We start from the raw sequence: 19,382 nt of genomic DNA, 5'->3' as shown, positions 1-19,382 counted from the left end.
CTGTAGCAGGAAGGAACAGCATGACAGATGTAACCGTAAAATCGCTGGCAGCTGAGATTCAGACCCCAGTTGATCGCCTGGTACAGCAATTTGCTGATGCAGGGATCAAGAAGTCTGAAGTAGACTCAGTTACCCAGCAAGAAAAAGAAACATTGCTGGCGCACTTAAACCGTGAACACGGTAGTGCGCCGAATAAACTCACGTTGCAACGCAAAACGCGTAGCACCTTGAATATTCCGAGCACCGGCGGAAAAAGTAAATCGGTGCAAATCGAGGTCCGCAAGAAACGCACTTATGTAAATACGCCGGAAGCTGAACAAGCTAAAGCGGAAGAGCAGGCACAGCGTGAAGCGGAAGAGCAGGCACAACGTGAAGCGGAAGCAGCAGCGCAGAAAATCGCTGAAGAAAAAGCTAAACGTGCGGCCGAAGAACAAGCCAAACGTGAGGCCGCTGAAAAAGCTAAACGCCAAGCAGCGGAAAAAGAAAAAGTGACGAATCAACAAACCGACGAAAAAATCAAGCCAGCTCAGACCGATAAAGCACGCCGTGAAGCTGAAGCTGCCGAGCTGAAACGCTCAGTAGAAGAAGAAACACGCCGTAAGGTCGAGGAAGATGCTAAACGCGTTGCTGAGGAAGCCCGTAAAATGGCAGCCGAAAACGAAGGTAAATGGCCAGCACCTGTGGCTGAGCAGACTGAGTCTGCTGACTACCATGTAACCACCTCACAACATGCGCGCGCCGCGGAAGACGAAAACGACGCCAAAGTTGAAGGTGATCGCCGTAGCCGCACTCGTGGTGGTAAAGCAACTAAGCAGAAAAAAGGCAATAAACTCTCCGAGTCTAAAGCTGATCGTGAAGAAGCACGTGCTGTTGGCCGTAAAGGCAAACGTAAACCAAGCACACTTCAACAGAGCTTCAACAAGCCTGTTGTTGCGGTTAACCGCGATGTTGTGATTGGTGAGACTGTAACAGTTGCTGAACTGGCAAACAAAATGGCTGTTAAAGGCTCTCAGGTCATCAAAGCAATGATGAAACTGGGTGCTATGGCAACCATTAACCAGGTTATCGATCAAGAAACAGCACAGATGGTTGCTGAAGAGATGGGCCACAAAGTGATTCTGCGTCGTGAAAACGAACTGGAAGAAGCTTTGATGAGCGACCGTGATACTGGCGCTGAAGCCGCAGCCGAGCACCGCGCTCCGGTTGTGACCATCATGGGCCACGTTGACCACGGTAAAACCTCTCTGCTGGATTACATCCGCTCCACGAAAGTGGCGTCAGGTGAGGCCGGTGGTATTACACAGCACATCGGTGCTTATCACGTTGAAACTGAAAACGGCATGATCACCTTCCTGGATACCCCAGGACACGCCGCGTTTACTTCAATGCGTGCCCGTGGTGCTCAGGCGACTGATATCGTGGTGTTGGTTGTTGCAGCCGACGATGGCGTGATGCCACAGACTATCGAAGCTATTCAGCATGCCAAAGCGGCGAAAGTGCCGGTTGTGGTTGCAGTGAACAAAATCGATAAGCCAGAAGCTGATCCAGACCGCGTTAAAACCGAGCTGTCTCAGTACGGTGTCCAGCCAGAAGAGTGGGGCGGTGACTCTCAGTTCATCAACGTATCTGCGAAAGCTGGTATCGGTATTGATGAATTGTTGAACGCAATCCTGCTGCAAGCTGAAGTTCTGGAACTGAAAGCAGTTCGTACTGGCATGGCAAACGGTGTGGTTATCGAATCCTTCTTGGATAAAGGCCGTGGCCCTGTTGCTACCGTGCTGGTTCAGAAAGGTACCTTGAACAAAGGTGATATCGTACTGTGTGGCTTTGAGTATGGCCGTGTACGTGCGATGCGTGACGAGTTGGGCCGTGATATCACGTCTGCTGGTCCGTCTATTCCGGTTGAAATCCTGGGTCTGTCCAGTGTTCCTGCTGCCGGTGATGAAGTGACTGTGGTTCGTGATGAGAAGAAAGCTCGTGAAGTTGCACTGTACCGTCAGGGCAAATTCCGCGAAGTCAAACTGGCTCGTCAGCAGAAATCTAAGCTGGAAAACATGTTTGCTAACATGACCGAAGGCGAAGTTTCTGAACTGAACATCGTAATCAAGTCTGACGTACAGGGTTCTTGTGAAGCTATCTGTGATTCACTGGAAAATCTGTCTACCGATGAAGTGAAAGTGCGTATTGTTGGCTCAGGCGTTGGTGGTATCACCGAAACTGACGCAACACTGGCCGCAGCTTCTGGCGCAATCATCCTTGGCTTTAACGTTCGTGCTGATGCTTCAGCCCGTCGTGTCGTTGAAACTGAAGGTCTGGATCTACGTTACTACTCAGTAATTTATAGCCTGATCGACGAAGTCAAACAGGCGATGAGTGGTATGTTGGCACCTGAGTACAAACAACAAATCATTGGTCTGGCTGAAGTTCGTGATGTGTTTAAATCACCGAAATTTGGCGCCATTGCAGGTTGTATGGTTACTGAGGGTGTGATTAAGCGTAACAATCCAATCCGTGTTCTGCGTGACAACGTGGTTATCTATGAAGGCGAGCTGGAATCTCTGCGCCGCTTCAAAGATGACGTTAACGAAGTTCGTAATGGTATGGAGTGTGGTATCGGCGTTAAGAACTATAACGACGTCCGTACTGGTGATGTGATCGAAGTCTTCGAAATTATCGAAATCAAACGTACTATCGATTAATCGCCTCAGATCTGCTTATATCCATTTGGGGGGCCTTGGCCCCCCAATTTGTCTGGAGAATCCAAATGGCAAAAGAATTCAGCCGTTCTCAACGTGTTTCGCAGGAAATGCAAAAAGAGATCGCACTCATCTTACAACGCGAAATCAAAGACCCACGTGTTGGCATGGCTACCGTATCCGGTATCGAGCTGTCCCGTGATTTGGCTTACGCTAAAGTCTTTGTGACCTTCCTGAATGTGTTAACCGATAACGCAGACCCGGATACAGTTAAAAATGGCATTAAAGCACTGCAAGATGCCTCTGGTTATATCCGCACTCTGCTGGGTAAAGCGATGCGCTTGCGTATCGTACCGGAACTGACCTTCGCTTATGATAACTCATTGATTGAAGGCATGCGGATGTCTAACCTAGTGACTAACGTCATCAAAAATGATGTAGAACGTCAGGTTAATCCAGGTAACGACGAGGAGAAGTAATGGGGCGTCCACGTCGTCGCGGCCGTGACATTAACGGCGTTCTGTTATTGGATAAGCCGCTGGGCCTCTCCTCTAATGACGTTTTGCAGAAAGTAAAACGTCTTTTTAGCGCTAACCGCGCAGGCCATACCGGTGCACTCGATCCACTGGCGACCGGTATGTTGCCTATCTGTCTTGGTGAAGCGACCAAATTCTCTCAATTCTTGCTGGATTCTGATAAGCGCTACCTGGTGGTTGCCCGTTTGGGCCAGCGCACAGATACTTCGGATGCCGAAGGTGCGTTAATCAGTGAGCGTGAAGTTAACGTCACTCAGGCGCAGATGGATGCTGCTCTGGATAGTTTCCGCGGCGATAGCCAGCAGATACCTTCCATGTATTCGGCACTGAAGCATCAAGGTAAACCGTTGTATGAATATGCCCGGCAGGGGATTGAAGTAGAGCGCGACGCCCGTAGCATTACCGTGTATGAATTGCTGTTTATCCGCTGGGAAGGCAATGATCTTGAGCTGGAAATTCATTGCTCAAAAGGTACCTACATTCGCACTATTGTTGATGATTTGGGTGAATTATTAGGCTGTGGGGCACATGTTAGCTATCTGCGTCGTTTGCAAGTGGCCGCTTACCCAAGTGATCGCATGGTGACTTTAGAGCAGTTGACTGCCATAGTTGAAGTGGCACAGGCAGAAGAGCGCTCACCAAATCCAGAGCTGGATTTACTGTTGCTACCGATGGACAGTGCAGTATTAAACTTCCCTGAAGTCAATCTGTTACCTGCTGTTGCAGCCTATGTAAAGCAAGGGCAACCGGTGCATGTTGCTGGCGCGCCAAGCGAAGGTATGGTCCGTATCACTGAAGGCGAAGAGCGTCACTTCATTGGTATCGGCACTATCGCAGAGGATGGCCGTGTTGCACCCAAACGCCTGGTAGTAGAGGCGCAGGAAGATGCACTGTAGGCCATACTCTATATAATTCGAGTTGCAGGAAGGCGGCTACCTTGCGATTCCGCAGTGCAAAGAGTAGAATAGTGCGGCTTACATATTGGGTTGCTGAATTAGAGATCGGCGCCTGTTTTAATTTATCTATATATTTGGAGTTGTATCATGTCTCTAAGTGTTGAAGCGAAAGCTAAAATTGTTGCTGACTTCGGTCGCGGTACCAATGACACCGGTTCAAGCGAAGTTCAGGTTGCTCTGTTGACTGCTCAAATTAACCATTTGCAAGGTCACTTCTCCGAGCACAAAAAAGATCACCACAGCCGTCGTGGTCTGCTGCGTATGGTATCCACGCGTCGTAAGCTGCTGGACTACCTGAAGCGTGAAGATGTAGCACGTTATGCTTCCCTGATCGAGCGTCTGGGTCTGCGTCGCTAAGTCTGCGAGTTTCGGGAGAAAGGGGCCAAATTGGCCCCTTTTTTCTAAGAAGCAATGATAAAATACGTTAGTATATTGTTGTTGTTCTATAGGATTTGTCTACCCAATAGATTTCGAGATGTAGGAAGGCGGCAAGCGAAAGAGTCCCGATGAGCTTACATAAGTAAGTGATTCGGCTGATTGAACGCAGCCAACACAGCTACATATCGAAAGATGACGGGTATAAATAGGATCTTCCGGTGCAGAGGTTCGCGCGGCTAATGAGAGACTTTAACTCAATTAGAGTTAAGGATTGTCATTAGTCGCGAGGATGCAGTGTGAAGATATTAGTAACAGGTGGATGAGGTCGTCAATACGATCCGGCACCGCATAGTATAAGGATACTATTTTGCTGACTCCGATTATTCGTAAATTCCAGTACGGTCAACATACCGTTACCATTGAAACCGGTATGATGGCTCGCCAGGCAACGGCTGCTGTAATGGTAAGCATGGACGACACCGCAGTATTTGTGACTGTTGTTGGCCAAAAGAAAGCCAAGCCAGGTCAGAGCTTCTTCCCTCTGACCGTTAACTATCAGGAGCGTACTTACGCTGCTGGCCGTATCCCAGGTAGCTTCTTCCGTCGTGAAGGCCGCCCAAGTGAAGGCGAAACACTGACTTCACGTCTGATTGACCGTCCGATCCGCCCACTGTTCCCAGACAGCTTCTTGAACGAAGTGCAGGTGATTGCGACCGTTGTTTCTGTTAACCCACAAGTTAACCCAGACATCGTGGCACTGATTGGTGCCTCAGCGGTGCTGAGCCTGTCAGGTATTCCATTTAACGGCCCAATTGGTGCTGCTCGTGTTGGTTACATCAACGACCAGTATGTGCTGAACCCAACGACCGATGAGCTGAAAGAGAGCCGCTTGGATCTGGTTGTTGCCGGTACTGCTGACGCAGTATTGATGGTTGAATCAGAAGCACAGATTCTGTCTGAAGATCAAATGTTAGGCGCGGTCATCTTCGGCCACGAACAACAACAAGTTGTGATTGAGAATATCAACGCTCTGGTTGCTGAAGTTGGCAAACCTAAGTGGGATTGGCATGCAGAGCCAGTTAACGAAGCGCTGCACGCGCGTGTTGCTGAGCTGGCAGAAGCTCGTCTGGGTGATGCTTATCGTATCACTGAGAAACAAGAGCGCTATACTCAGGTTGATGCTATTAAAGCTGACGTCACTGAAGCGCTGTTGGCACAAGATGAATCTTTAGATGCTAGCGAGATTCATGACATTCTGGGCGATGTTGAGAAAAACGTCGTTCGTAGCCGCGTATTGCGTGGCGAGCCACGTATCGATGGCCGCGAAAAAGACATGATCCGTGGTCTGGATGTGCGTACTGGTGTATTGCCACGTACCCATGGTTCTGCGTTGTTCACCCGTGGTGAAACTCAGGCGCTGGTTACTGCAACACTGGGTACTGCCCGTGATGCGCAAAATATTGATGAGCTGATGGGTGAGCGTACTGACTCATTCCTGCTACACTATAATTTCCCTCCATATTGTGTTGGTGAAACAGGTATGGTTGGTTCACCTAAGCGTCGTGAGATTGGCCATGGCCGTCTGGCGAAACGTGGTGTACTGGCAGTAATGCCAAGCCCGAGCGAGTTCCCTTACACTGTTCGTGTGGTTTCTGAAATCACCGAGTCTAACGGTTCTTCCTCAATGGCTTCTGTTTGTGGTGCTTCTTTGGCCCTGATGGATGCAGGTGTGCCAATTAAAGCCGCTGTTGCGGGTATCGCGATGGGTCTGGTTAAAGAAGGCGAAAACTTTGTTGTTCTGTCTGATATTCTGGGTGACGAAGATCACTTGGGCGACATGGACTTTAAAGTGGCCGGTAGCCGTGACGGTATTACTGCACTGCAAATGGACATTAAAATTGAAGGTATTACCCGCGAAATCATGCAGGTGGCTCTGAACCAGGCCAAGGGTGCGCGTCTGCACATTCTGGGTGTTATGGAACAGGCTATCAGCACACCTCGTGGTGATATCTCTGAGTTTGCTCCACGTATCTACACCATGAAAATCAATCCTGAGAAAATCAAGGATGTGATCGGTAAAGGTGGTTCTGTGATTCGTGCGCTGACTGATGAAACTGGCACTACCATTGAAATCGAAGATGATGGCACCATTAAGATTGCAGCAACCGACGGCGATAAAGCGAAACACGCTATCCGTCGTATCGAAGAAATCACTGCTGAAATCGAAGTGGGCCGTATCTATGCGGGTAAAGTAACTCGTATCGTTGATTTCGGTGCATTTGTGGCAATCGGCGGCGGTAAAGAAGGTTTAGTTCATATTTCTCAAATCGCTGACAAGCGTGTAGAGAAAGTGACTGACTATCTGCAAATGGGCCAAGAAGTGCCAGTTAAAGTAATGGAAGTTGATCGCCAGGGCCGTATCCGCCTGAGCATCAAAGAAGCCACTACTCCTGACGCAGAAGCTCCGGCACCAGAAGCAGCAGAGTAATAAAGTATTCCATAGCTCCTTACCTCTGGTGAGGGGCTGTGTTATCTCGAGGGCAGGATGCTCTTGTGTTAAACAAATGGATGAAAGGATATTTATCCAATGTTTGTCTTCGGGAGTAGGAAATGAAGCCTTTCTTGCGCTGGTGTTACGTTGCGACAGCACTCATGCTGGCAGGATGCAGCAACCATGATTGGCGTAAAGACGAGGTGTTGGCTATCCCGTTGCAACCTACGTTGCAGCAGGAAGTGATTCTGGCTCGCATGGAACAAATCCTTGCAAGTCGGGCACTTACGGATGATGAGCGCGCGCAGCTTTTATATGAGCGCGGAGTGCTGTATGATAGCCTCGGGCTACGGGCACTAGCGCGAAATGATTTTTCGCAAGCGTTAGCTATTCGTCCTGATATGCCAGAAGTTTTTAACTATTTGGGCATTTATTTAACGCAGGCAGGCAATTTTGATGCTGCCTATGAAGCGTTTGATTCTGTACTAGAGCTTGATCCAACTTACAATTACGCGCGTTTAAACCGGGGTATCGCTCTGTATTATGGCGGTCGACTCCCGTTGGCGCAGGATGATCTGCAGGCGTTTTATCAAGACGATCCAAATGATCCCTTCCGTTCGTTATGGCTGTATCTGGTGGAAAGAGAAATCGATCCCAAGGCGGCTGCAGTAGCGTTACAACAGCGCTATGAAAAATCGGACAGAGGGCAATGGGGATGGAATATTGTCGAATTCTACTTGGGCACGATCAGCGAAAAAACGCTGATGGAAAGGCTCAAGTCAGATGCAATGGATAACACTTCGCTCGCTGAGCATCTCAGTGAAACTGACTTCTATTTAGGTAAACATTACCTAAGTCTGGGGGACAAGGACACCGCTTCGGCGCTGTTCAAACTGACGGTAGCTAACAACGTTCATAATTTTGTTGAGCACCGCTATGCATTGTTGGAATTGGCGCTTTTGGGCCAAGAACAAGACGACCTATCGGAATCGGACCAGCAATAGCTGACGAACAACTATTAGCCTGACTACCTTGGTTTTTACCAATGTTAATCACCCTAACAGGTGATGGCCTTTTTGTTCGTTTTATAATCTAATTTGAGCCGGTTCACACTTTTCAATGAAAATGACTGAAAATTTTCTCGACGAGTTATGTAGACTGGCTGCCATTATTAATGAGGCACGTGTACATGACTACTGAGCTTGAAACCTCTTTTGCTGATCTGGGGCTATCTGCTCCTATTCTTTCTGCTCTGACTGATCTTGGTTATGAAAAACCATCTCCTATCCAGTTGGAATGTATCCCACACCTGTTAAACGGCCGTGATGTTCTCGGCATGGCGCAAACAGGCAGTGGTAAAACAGCCGCGTTTGGTTTGCCGCTGTTACACAATATTAAAGCTGAGCTGAAAGCTCCACAGGTTCTGGTGCTGGCACCAACCCGTGAGTTGGCTATTCAGGTCGCACAGGCATTGTCTGATTTCTCTAAACACATTAATGGCGTCAACGTTGTAGCCCTTTACGGCGGCCAGCGTTATGACGTTCAATTACGCGCTTTGCGCCAGGGGCCACAAATTGTTGTTGGTACCCCAGGTCGTCTGTTAGACCACCTGAAACGCGGTACTCTTAACCTGTCCAACCTGAGCGGTTTAGTGTTGGATGAAGCAGATGAAATGCTGCGTATGGGCTTTATCGAAGACGTCGAAAACATTCTGGCGCAGATGCCGGCTGAACATCAGACCGCACTGTTCTCTGCGACTATGCCAGATGCGATCCGTCGTATTACCCGTAAATTTATGAAAGATCCACAGGAAGTCCGCATTCAGTCTAGCGTGACTACCCGCCCTGACATCAGCCAGAGCTTCTGGAGAGTGGGTGGCGGCTATCGCAAAAACGAAGCACTGGTACGTTTCCTGGAATCTGAAGATTTCGATGCAGCTATTATCTTCGTGCGTACCAAAAATGGCACACTGGAAGTGGCTGAAGCCTTGGAAAGTAGCGGTTATAACTGCGCTGCCTTGAACGGTGACATGAACCAGTCTTTACGTGAGCAGACACTGAACCGCCTGAAAGATGGCCGTCTGGATATTCTGATTGCAACTGACGTTGCGGCACGTGGTTTGGATGTTGACCGTATCAGCTTGGTCGTAAACTATGATATCCCTATGGATTCAGAGTCTTACGTTCACCGTATCGGCCGTACTGGTCGCGCCGGTCGTGCTGGTCGTGCGTTGCTGTTCGTTGAGAACCGTGAACGCCGTCTGTTGCAAAACATTGAACGCACCATGAAACTGACTATTCCAGAAGTTCAGTTGCCAAACCCCGAATTGTTGGGTGAACGTCGTTTAGCTCAGTTTGCTGCTAAAGTTGGCCAACAGCTGGAAAGCAGTGATTTGGACCTGTACCGTGCATTGCTGGCTAAGCTGCAACCAGAAGAAGAGTTTGATCTCGAAACCCTGGCTGCTGCACTGCTGAAAATGGCACAGGGCGAACGTCCTCTGATTCTGCCACCAGAAGCTCCGCGTCGTCCGCAGCGTGAATTCAATTCCCGTGATGACCGTGGTAGCGATCGTGGCCGTGATCGTGGTGACAGTCGTCGTGAGCCTCGCCCTGACAGCCGTGATGGTGGTGAGCGTCCAGCACGTCGCGAACGTCGTGATGTTGGTGAGATGGAACTGTACCGCATTGAAGTGGGCCGTGATGATGGTGTTGAAGTTCGTCATATCGTTGGCGCGATTGCTAACGAAGGCGACATCAGCAGCCGTTACATTGGTAATATCAAGCTGTTTGCTTCGCATTCAACTATCGAGTTGCCAAAAGGCATGCCGGGCGAAATGTTATCTCACTTCACCCGTACCCGTATCCTGAACAAACCGCTGAACATGCAGTTGTTGGGTGATGCGCAGCCACATGAACGCCGTGAGCGTCCTGCTGGTGGTGCTGGTGCCGGTGGTGAGCGTCGTGGTGGTGGTGGCCGTTCATTCGGTGGCGAACGTCGTGATGGCGCAGCAGGTGCTCCTCCTCGTCGTTCATTCGGTAGTGACCGTGCTCCAGCCGGTGGTGGCGAACAACGTCGTGGCAACCGTGATGGTCAGCGCTCAGCAGCTCCGCGTCGTGAAGATGCGCCAGCGCCAGCAGCAGCGGCACCTACTCGCCGTCGTTTTGGTGACGCATAAGTCTTAATCATTTCTGATGATTAAAAATAAAAACCAGCCCTTGGGCTGGTTTTTTTATGTCTATAATTTTGCTTCAGTTGGCGGGTTATAGGTGCTCAACAGCTTGTAACTCTGGCTGTAATCCGGCAACTATTTCAAATGAATATAGTCGTGCCTGATGGTCGAAAATCTGGCCATTCACCATCAATTCGTCAGCCTGGGTCTCCCGCAGTAATGACTGAAGCCCATGCCGCACTTTACTTTTATCACCAATAATAGATAGGCGTAGCGCCTGATCGACACCAAATTGTTCGGCGGGTGAGCAGATATTATCCATGTTTTCTACTGGTGGCGGTAGTTGACCTGGCGTGCCGCGGCGTAAATTGACAAATTGCTGCTGCATGGAGGTAAACAGGAAATGGGCATCGCGCTCGCTATCTGCGGCCACCACGTTCACACAAACGATAGCATAGGGTTTTGGCCATTGAATGGACGGCTTGAAGTTTTCCCGATAGAGCTTGAGCGCCTGGAATAACATATCTGGTGCGAAATGTGAGGCGAAGGCGAACGGCAGGCCCATGGCCGCAGCCAATTGAGCGCTATACAGGCTGGACCCCAGTAGCCACAATGGAACATGCAAACCCTGCCCAGGCACGGCTTGTACCGCTTGCCCCGGTTGTACTTCAGCAAAGTAGTTTTGCAGTTCGCCAACATCGGCGGGGAAGTTATCCACTTCACCGGACAGATGGCGGCGTAGTGCCATCATGGTGCGTTGGTCACTGCCGGGAGCACGGCCAAGGCCGAGATCGATACGGTCTGGGTAGAGAGAGGCGAGGGTACCAAACTGTTCGGCAATCACCAGTGGTGAGTGGTTAGGTAGCATGACGCCGCCGGAGCCGACACGGATGCTCTTGGTACCTCCGGCAATATAGCCAATCAGTACTGAGGTCGCCGCGCTGGCAATACCTGTCATGTTATGATGCTCAGCGAGCCAATAGCGGTGATATCCCCACTTTTCAGCATGTTGAGCCAGACTCAGCGAAGCATGAAAAGCCTCTCGTGGTGTCTTGCCTTGCGCTATCGGCGATAAATCAAGCACTGAAAGCGGAACTGTCTTTTTGTCAGTCATAGAATCGTCCATCTTAACCTTATGTCGAGTCGCTTGAAGGGCGAACGCACTAATTTATTAATCCAAACAGGGGGCTGGCCGCATTAATACGCACATAAGAAGCCACATACAGTGCGCGACTATCACCTATAAAAGCATAATCTAAATCGTGGTTTGGCAAGGGGGAATAAATGCGGCGGCAAAAGGATGATTGAAGCGATGAAAAAGAGAACGCCATGGACCCTACGATTCGTGGTAGTAGCTATATCGAGTGACTGGGTAAGAATGCCTGCGCATAGAGTGATACGGGCGTAGTGCTACGCCCGATGGGTTCTTATGACACCAATTCCAGCCCCGCGAGACGCCGCCAGTAGCCGTTACAGTCGGCTTTATCGGTCAAGATGAGTGGGCTCAATCCCTGCTCATTAGCCCGGAACTGCTCGATAACTGTCAGCGTATCTAGACCTTGCGGAGAGAGTCGCACGATATCCACTAATCCTTGCATGGAAATCAGTTCATTACCGAGGTTATAGCAGTAGCCACTTTGGGTTTGAATACCGTTTAGGATGAATACCTGTTGGTCTTCTTGTGATAATACCGGCCGCCCTTGTGGGTAGTTGATGCAGCAGGTTTCACACTCATCTTTGGCTCGGTCTTCTGAGCGCGCGGTGAAGCAACGGGCAGAATAAGCCAGCGGCAGGTGGCCGTAGCTCAATACTTCTACCTCAAACTGATTGCGGAACCCCAGCTCTTCGCACTGTTGCAGCACATTAACCAGCCAGTCACGTGATAGCTCAACCGGCATACACCAACGCATCATGCCCTGACGGTGTAAAATTCGCAGAGTATAAGCGTTGTAGCAATTCAGGGCATGGCCGGCAACAAAGGGTAAGCCACGTTCAGCGGCCATATTCACCGCCCCCAGGTCATTGGCTTCCAGCAAAAACTCACCGTTTTCCACATAACGTTTTAATTCATTCAACTCTGACGGTGCTTGCAGCAGCGCCAGTGTGGAAATTACCACCTGTTTGCCACTGGCAGCCACTTCTTTAGCTAGTGCCAACCAGTCACCCACCTTCATTTCACGGCGTTTGGTACAGACATTCTCACCGAGATAAATAATGTCGGCGCTGCTGTTGGCCGCAGCCTGGTAAAAGGTTTCGATATCAGTTTTTGGCCAGTAATAGAGTACTGCGCCTAAGGCGTACTTCATGTTTCCTCCGGCTACTGCCACTTACGATGATAAGCACCCAATGTAGTTTGAGTACCTTCGGACATTGCGCCCAGTTGTTCCATCCATTCCGCTTTGGCGACAAACTGCGAGGGGTTGGCCTGATAGCGGTCAATCGCCTGTCGCCAGACCTTGGCAACCTGGCTGACATAAGCTGGACTGCGTTGGCGGCCTTCAATTTTCACTGACGCAATGTTGGCAGCAAACAGCTCCGGTAATAACTCAAGCGTATTCAAACTGGTTGGCTCTTCCAACGCATGATAGCGCTGACCGTCCACCCGATAACGGCCTTTGCACAGGGTGGGATAACCGGCATTCTCATTATCTTCATAACGGTCGATCAGCACTTCATTAAGGCGAGACTCCATCCCCTGTGGGGTTTGCTGCCAGCGAACAAAGCGCGCTGGAGAGCAGGCTCCGACCGTATTGGGTGATTCACCGGTCAAATAGGAAGAAAGGTAGCAACGCCCTTCAGCCATAATGCATAAGCTGCCAAAGGCAAATACCTCCAGTGGCACCGGGCTGGTACGCGACAGTTGTTTCACCTGATGCATTGACAGTACGCGTGGTAAAACCACTCGCGCCACATCGAAATGACGTTGATAAAAGCGGATAGCTTCATCATTGGTAGCCGACGCCTGTACCGATACATGGCGCTCAACCTCCGGGTAACGTTCGGCGGCATATTCCAGCATGGCCAAATCAGCCAGGATCAGGGCATCCGCCCCAAGCTGTGCCGCCATATCCACCGCCCGCTGCCAGCGGGAATAACCGTCAGGGTGGGCGAAGGTGTTAATGGCGATATGCAGTTTACGTTTGCGGCTATGAACGTAATTGACCGCTTCCTGCAACTTTTTATCGGTGAAATTGAGGCCAGCGAAATGGCGGGCGTTGGTATCATCTTTCAAGCCAATATAAACCGCGTCGGCACCATTATCGATGGCGGCCTTTAATGCGGGTAAGTTGCCGGCAGGACAAAGCAGCTCCATAGAGTTTTCCTGAATGAGTCAACGGCTCGCCTTGCTGAGGTTACCGCTGGCAATTATTGTTCCCCATCCGAAGATGATATTCGTGGCGATGAAAATTTTATCGAGTGGCGATTCTAGTTAACCTGCTCCACCCGGACCTTGATTTAAGGCAGTTTCTTTGGCATTGGTGTCATTCTTCTGATATTTAGCAATACTTTCAGCGATAACTTGGTGCAAAATTTATCGATATAACGCGCTTTCCGGTTTTGCTAATGTGGCAAAATAGAACTTTATTTTATGCAGATTGATACCCAAAGTAATTGGAATTGCAGGTAGCCAACACCCCTGCGGCTTCAAGTACAAAGGGGATATCACCAAAAAGGAGTCTGCCTGTGTTGGGAGAACTACGAGCACGTCTGGTGCGTCAAGGGCCGGCGCTACTGCGGGGTCCGTTAAAATTGACCCCCTTTGCCTTAAAACGTCAGGTAATAGAGCAAGTGCTGGGGTGGCAACTTCGTCAGGCTCTGCTGGACGGAGAACTGGAATTTTTGGACTCCCGCTGGTTAAAAATTGAAGTGCGAGACCTCGCATTGCAATGGTTTATGACAGTAGAACACGGTAGGCTGGTCGTAAGCCAACAGGCTGAAGCTGATGTGAGCTTTAGCGGTGATGCCAACGATCTAATTTTGATCGCTGCCCGTAAAGAAGATCCGGATACGCTGTTTTTCCAGCGCCGGTTACGAATTGAAGGGGATACCGAATTGGGTCTGTATGTCAAAAATCTAATGGATGCCATTGAGTTGGAGTCCATGCCAACACTACTGCGTGTTGGCCTGCAACAACTGGCTGAATTTATCGAGGCAGGTCAGCAAGAGGGTGCGGCGAGTGCTTCCCGTACATTAGCATCGTGCTGATCCGGGTTGAAATTCCGGTGGATGCGCCGGGGATCGACGCCCTGTTGCGTCAAGCCTTCAAGCAAGATGCAGAAGCCGAGCTGGTACAGCAACTGCGTGAAGATGGCTTATTGACGTTGGGTATCGTGGCAACTGACGATGAAGGCGGTGTGGTTGGTTATGCTGCATTCAGCCCGGTTGAGGTGGGGGGTGAAGACCGTCAATGGGTCGCACTGGCACCACTGGCCGTGGAGGAGGGGTTGCGCCGCCAGGGTTTGGCTGAAAAACTGGTCTACGAAGGGCTAGACTCTCTGAATGAGTTTGGCTATGCCGCTGTCGTGGTGCTAGGCTCTCCAGCCTATTATCAGCGTTTCGGTTTTGTACCAGCGGCTCGTCATCAATTGACCTGCCGTTGGCCCAGTACTGAAGAGGCTTTTCAGGTTTATGCGTTGGCGGAAGATGCACTGGCGGGTGCTGATGGTGAAGTGGTGTTCTCTGCCCCGTTTAATCGCTTTTAACGCCAGGTAACGATAGCAACGAAGAAGGCTGGCTAATTACCAGCTTTTCTTTTTGCTGCTTATTGAGTTGCTTCACCCGATATTCTAACTTCAATGCTGTCGATCTATCCCCTGCCTCACACTGAAATACCAAGGTTAACTCACCTTTCCCTCGCAGCGCTTTCGCGCCTTTCCCTACCTGATGTTGGGCCAATCGCCGTGTTACATCTGTGGTGATACCGGTATAGAGCATGCCAGTGGGGGTGCGCAGTAGATAGAGATACCATAGGCTGTCCGACATAATTTTATTCCAGTCCGGGGGTAGCGGTGCGGAACATTATTACCGGAATCAGCTGCGGTATCCTGATTTTTTTATCGACTGGCACCTGATTGGTTAAATATGCGGGGGAAGTGACCTTCCACCCGCAGGGTTATGGCTAGTTATTTGGTTTTTGCTGCAAACTCAAAGCGTGGTGAAACCAAACCGTACAGTGTCCAACCAAGGAAGGTAACAATCGCACCCCATGTCATGGCTTCTTGCCCTGAGCTGTAAAGCGCATAGAAGCTATACATCGCACCAATGAAGGCAATGATATTGGCTTTACGCGCTTTGGCTGGTGGCACATTGGCGGTTTTCTGGATAATGACCAGCGCTGCCATCGACAGAATATAAGGGATAATATTGGTGACTACCGCCAGATTGACCAGCACGTTGAACTGTTTGTTCAGTGACGGGCTAATGGTCATCAGGGACAGCACACTCTGGATGACAACAATGGTCAGCATCCCTTTGATGGGTGCATCGGCTTTACTGACTTTTGAGAAAATTTTCGGGAAGAAGCCTTCATCAGCAGAGGATTTGAATACCTGAGCGATGGTGAACTGCCAACCCAGTAATGAACCCACGCAGGACATGATCATCAATGCCATGATGATTTTACCGACCGCAGGGGTGAACATATAAGCGAACGCCAGGCCAAACGGCGCTGTAGAGTTAGCCAAATCCATATTTGGTACGATACCGGCAATCACGTTGGTTGAGATGATATAGATAACCGCTGCACCTAAAGTCCCACCGAGTACGGCGATCGGAACGTTACGTTCAGGGTTTTCGACAGCATCAGTATTGGCACAAGCAGATTCCAGACCAAGGAAGGCCCACAGCGTCATTGAGATAGAAGAGCCGATGGCTTCAAAAGTGGGAACTGCATGTGGGTTCCAGGCCGCCATATAGGCTGAACCACTAAACCAGAACCAACCAACGATTGAGATACCGACCACTGGGATAATAACCCCCCAGATAGTAACACTACTGATCTGCCCGGTAATGCGCGCGCCACCAAAGTTAGCAACCGTTGCCAGCCACAGTACGCCAATGGTTGCAATACAAATACCCAGTGGTGTTAGTGTCGCTCCCAACAATTCAGTGCCGTAACCTACTGCTGAGATTGCAATGGCGATATTGGCAATCAACAGTGAAGCACCATAGGTGTAGTTCGCCATAAAGTTGCCAGATTTGCCGAACGCATATTCAGCATAGCCGCCCATACCACCGGATTTACGGCTGAACATCCCACATTGGGCGAAGGCATAGGCCAGTGCCATTGAACCTATTGCGGTGACTAACCATGAGACGATAGAGATTGTCCCGACTTCGGCGAGTTTGGTTGGCAGCATAATTATTCCTGACCCCATCATATTGACGGCGGTTAGAATTGTTAGCTGTACTACTCCCATCTTATTATTTGTTTTACTCATTTTTATTATCTCTTTTTTAATTTCAGAGACTGCAGGAATAATTTATTCCCGCAGGTTTGAGTTATTGGTGTCGTCAAATCCCTTTTTATTTGAAATTATAGCCTTGTTGGCGATTATCATTACTCGGTCCATCCTACTTGGACCACGCAAATAGAGTTGTCACCCGAATCACTTAATGTTAACCAGTTATTCGGGATTATTTCGTTTGCCGCCAGGCTGTAACGCCAACTAAATTGGGTATAAATTTATTATTGTTAACTTATTGCTTCATCATATAACCGTATGCACGGTTCCAACCATCTTCGTCGACTTGTAAATAAACGCCTTGTAACTCAGGCGCAAACCCTGGTAGTAAATTAATACTTTCTTCTAATGCCAGGAAATAACGCTGTGCAGCACCCCCCCAAACTTCACCAGGGACTACACACAATACTCCCGGTGGGTAAGGAAGCGCACCTTCAGCAGCAATTCGACCTTCGGCTTTACACAATGGTACTAATTCGGCATGACCACGGACGAATTCAATATTGGCATCCTGTGGATTCATCATAACTTTAGGGAAATACTGCTTGCGGAACATCTCTTTCTGTAGCTGTTTAACATCATAGCTGACATAAAGGTCATGCATTTCCTGACATAATTTGCCAATAGTATAACCTTTGTAACGTGTTTCATTATTACGATACACAGTAGGTAATACATCGCTTAACATTGCATCTTCTTCGATGAAACGTTCAAAACGGGCAATTTGTGCGACCAGGTGCTGCATTTTCGCCAAGTCTTCTGCTGGCGTTAATAAGAATAGGATCGAGTTGAGGTCACATTTTTCTGGCACGATACCATTTTCGCGCAGGAAGTTAGCCAGAATGGTTGCTGGGATCCCTGATGCTGTATATTCACCAGTATTAGTATCAATACCCGGAGTGGTTAATAATAGTTTGCATGGGTCAACAAAATATTGTGACTCTTCATAACCTTCAAATGCATGCCATTTTTCGCCAGGAATAAAGTTAAAGAAGCGTAAGTCTTGTGCCATGGCATCGGTGTCATATTGCTGCCACAGTTTGCCATCAACTTCTACCGGTACAAAAGGCTTAATCATATTACAGGTATTCAAGATCATTTTACGTGCTTCAATACCGGTCTTAACACAATCAAGCCACATGCGTTGACCACTTTTGCCTTCATGCATTTTTGCGTTAACATCTAAAGCAGCAAACAATGGATAGAATGGGCTGGTGGAGGCGTGTAGCATAAAGGCGTTATTAAAGCGTTTATGATTGCAGTAACGATCCTGACCTTTAATATGTTTATCTTTTTTATGAATCTGCGATGTTTGTGAGAAACCAGCTTGTTGTTTATGTACTGATTGAGTAACGATAATGCCCGGATCATTTTCATTCAGTTCAAGTAATAATGGTGAACAATCTTTCATCATTGGAATGAATTGTTCGTAACCTACCCAAGCAGAGTCGAACAGAATATAGTCACAAAGGTGGCCAATTTTATCCACAACCTGACGAGCGTTATAGATGGTGCCGTCATAAGTACCCAGTTGGATGATAGCCAGACGGAATGGGCGCGCTTCGTTAGCACGATCAGGTGCTACGCTACGGATTTGTTCACGCAGGTATTTTTCTTCAAAACAGTGGGCATCAATACCACCAATAAAGCCAAATGGGTTACGGGCAGTTTCCAGATATACCGGTGTTGCACCGGCCTGAATCAGCGCACCATGATGGTTGGATTTATGGTTATTACGGTCAAACAGCACCAGGTCACCACGCGCTAACAGCGCATTGGTAGCGACTTTATTAGAAGCAGAAGTACCGTTCAGTACGAAATAAGTTTTATCGGCGTTAAATACTTTTGCTGCATGTTTTTGAGCATCACAAGGTGCGCCTTCATGAATAAGCAAATCACCTAATTTTACGTCGGCATTACACATATCAGAGCGGAAAATAGTTTCGCCGTAGAAGTCAAAAAATTGGCGGCCCGCTGGGTGTTTACGGAAGAATTGACCACCCTGATGACCAGGGCAAGCAAAGGTAGAATTACCCATCTCCACGTATTTCTTTAATGTACTAAAGAACGGTGGTAGCAGCTCTTTTTCATATTTTTCTGCGGCTGATTCCAGTTGTTTACCATAAAAATCAGTATTGTCACCACACAGTTCAAATACCCCATTTAAAGAGGGTAATACATCGGTATTCAACTCTTCTTCACAGCAAACAGCGGCAAAAATTGGAATCTCTAAACCCAACTCATGAATGCTATCAATTACACCATTATTAATGTCCTGAACTGAAAGTACCACGGCTGCAATATCAGTAAAATCGGTATGTAAAACATCTACGACTTCGCGCTGTGATTCAAAGCAAGGTATTGCCGATAAACTTGCCGCGATATTTAATTTTTTCATCATAAATTCTCTTTTATTTTAAGAGGCTATTTTACTTGTCACTTTGAGGTTGAGCAGTGCTCGAAATCCTCACGTAGCCATGATTTATAAGGTCATGGTGTACGCTCCGGTTTCCATGCGCTGGTCGCACTAAAATTGCCTGTGACAATTACGCCTACATTATTTGTTGGTTTATTTAAGTTAATTTCCATTAAATTTTTGGTATAGCAGTCCATATCAATGAAATAATATTCATTAATAGTCTTGGCTGCTTTCTGCGTAACACCGTGACTGAATTTCAGACGCAGTGATCCT

Annotated in this window: 16 protein-coding genes; 10 read left to right on the top strand and 6 right to left on the bottom strand. The window is 48.7% G+C overall.

The annotated features are described in order from the left end of the window. Positions 1–20: 20 nt before the first annotated feature. From infB to V1955_RS19610, 8 genes are all read left to right on the top strand, one after another. Positions 21–2,699: a translation initiation factor IF-2 gene (gene infB, locus V1955_RS19645; RefSeq protein WP_083160894.1), complete on the top strand. Its 2,679-nt coding sequence runs from the start codon at positions 21–23 to the stop codon at positions 2,697–2,699. Positions 2,700–2,764: 65 nt separating this feature from the next. Then, a complete protein-coding gene (gene rbfA, locus V1955_RS19640) occupies positions 2,765–3,175 on the top strand; it encodes a 30S ribosome-binding factor RbfA (protein ID WP_032816249.1) in 411 nt (136 codons plus the stop codon). Next, entirely contained in the window at positions 3,175–4,128 is a 954-nt protein-coding gene (gene truB / locus V1955_RS19635; protein ID WP_442821310.1) for a tRNA pseudouridine(55) synthase TruB, read from the top strand. The genes rbfA and truB overlap by 1 nt, the downstream gene beginning before the upstream one ends. A 147-nt stretch (positions 4,129–4,275) precedes the next feature. Beyond that, positions 4,276–4,545 carry a 30S ribosomal protein S15 gene (gene rpsO, locus V1955_RS19630; RefSeq protein ID WP_050085613.1) on the top strand — a complete coding sequence of 90 codons (270 nt, stop codon included), beginning with the start codon at positions 4,276–4,278 and terminating at the stop codon, positions 4,543–4,545. Positions 4,546–4,933: 388 nt separating this feature from the next. Further along, entirely contained in the window at positions 4,934–7,054 is a 2,121-nt protein-coding gene (pnp, locus tag V1955_RS19625) for a polyribonucleotide nucleotidyltransferase (protein ID WP_083160892.1), read from the top strand. Positions 7,055–7,176: 122 nt separating this feature from the next. After that, positions 7,177–8,061: a lipoprotein NlpI gene (gene nlpI / locus V1955_RS19620; RefSeq protein ID WP_083160891.1), complete on the top strand. Its 885-nt coding sequence runs from the start codon at positions 7,177–7,179 to the stop codon at positions 8,059–8,061. Between the two features lie 115 nt (positions 8,062–8,176). Next, a complete protein-coding gene (yrbN, locus tag V1955_RS19615; protein WP_096335046.1) occupies positions 8,177–8,257 on the top strand; it encodes a protein YrbN in 81 nt (26 codons plus the stop codon). Then, a complete protein-coding gene (locus tag V1955_RS19610) occupies positions 8,247–10,232 on the top strand; it encodes a DEAD/DEAH family ATP-dependent RNA helicase (protein WP_442821309.1) in 1,986 nt (661 codons plus the stop codon). Before yrbN ends, V1955_RS19610 begins: the two co-directional genes overlap by 11 nt. A gap of 85 nt (positions 10,233–10,317) precedes the next feature. On the opposite strand, the gene V1955_RS19605 is transcribed toward V1955_RS19610, so the two are convergent. The 3 genes from V1955_RS19605 to ubiU all read right to left on the bottom strand — a co-directional run bounded on the left by V1955_RS19605 (position 10,318) and on the right by ubiU (position 13,539). Then, entirely contained in the window at positions 10,318–11,340 is a 1,023-nt protein-coding gene (locus V1955_RS19605) for a luciferase-like monooxygenase (protein ID WP_083160889.1), read from the bottom strand. Between the two features lie 313 nt (positions 11,341–11,653). Then, positions 11,654–12,532 (bottom strand): U32 family peptidase, encoded by an 879-nt coding sequence (locus V1955_RS19600; protein WP_083160888.1) that lies wholly within the window; start codon positions 12,530–12,532, stop codon positions 11,654–11,656. An 11-nt stretch (positions 12,533–12,543) separates the two neighbouring features. Continuing rightward, positions 12,544–13,539 (bottom strand): ubiquinone anaerobic biosynthesis protein UbiU, encoded by a 996-nt coding sequence (gene ubiU / locus V1955_RS19595; RefSeq protein WP_083160887.1) that lies wholly within the window; start codon positions 13,537–13,539, stop codon positions 12,544–12,546. Between the two features lie 371 nt (positions 13,540–13,910). Between ubiU and ubiT the strand changes: the two genes are divergently transcribed. Both ubiT and V1955_RS19585 read left to right on the top strand, forming a co-directional pair. After that, positions 13,911–14,432 (top strand): ubiquinone anaerobic biosynthesis accessory factor UbiT, encoded by a 522-nt coding sequence (gene ubiT, locus V1955_RS19590; protein WP_083160886.1) that lies wholly within the window; start codon positions 13,911–13,913, stop codon positions 14,430–14,432. Next, entirely contained in the window at positions 14,426–14,929 is a 504-nt protein-coding gene (locus tag V1955_RS19585) for a GNAT family N-acetyltransferase (RefSeq protein WP_083160884.1), read from the top strand. Before ubiT ends, V1955_RS19585 begins: the two co-directional genes overlap by 7 nt. On the opposite strand, the gene V1955_RS19580 is transcribed toward V1955_RS19585, so the two are convergent. The 3 genes from V1955_RS19580 to speF form a co-directional block, all read right to left on the bottom strand. Continuing rightward, positions 14,916–15,209, bottom strand: coding sequence for a GIY-YIG nuclease family protein (locus V1955_RS19580; protein WP_083160882.1), 294 nt, complete (start codon positions 15,207–15,209; stop codon positions 14,916–14,918). The two genes, V1955_RS19585 and V1955_RS19580, sit on opposite strands and share 14 nt — an antisense overlap. 140 nt (positions 15,210–15,349) lie before the next feature. Continuing rightward, positions 15,350–16,666: a putrescine-ornithine antiporter gene (gene potE, locus V1955_RS19575; protein WP_102970482.1), complete on the bottom strand. Its 1,317-nt coding sequence runs from the start codon at positions 16,664–16,666 to the stop codon at positions 15,350–15,352. A gap of 259 nt (positions 16,667–16,925) precedes the next feature. Further along, positions 16,926–19,088 (bottom strand): ornithine decarboxylase SpeF, encoded by a 2,163-nt coding sequence (gene speF, locus V1955_RS19570; protein WP_372569846.1) that lies wholly within the window; start codon positions 19,086–19,088, stop codon positions 16,926–16,928. Positions 19,089–19,382: the final 294 nt, after the last annotated feature.

This window comes from Yersinia sp. 2545 StPb PI, assembly GCF_052217125.1.
GTDB classification, from domain to species: domain Bacteria; phylum Pseudomonadota; class Gammaproteobacteria; order Enterobacterales; family Enterobacteriaceae; genus Yersinia; species Yersinia enterocolitica_E.
The sequence above is the reverse complement of the archived record's forward strand: the minus strand, read 5'-3'. Positions and strand labels throughout refer to the sequence as shown.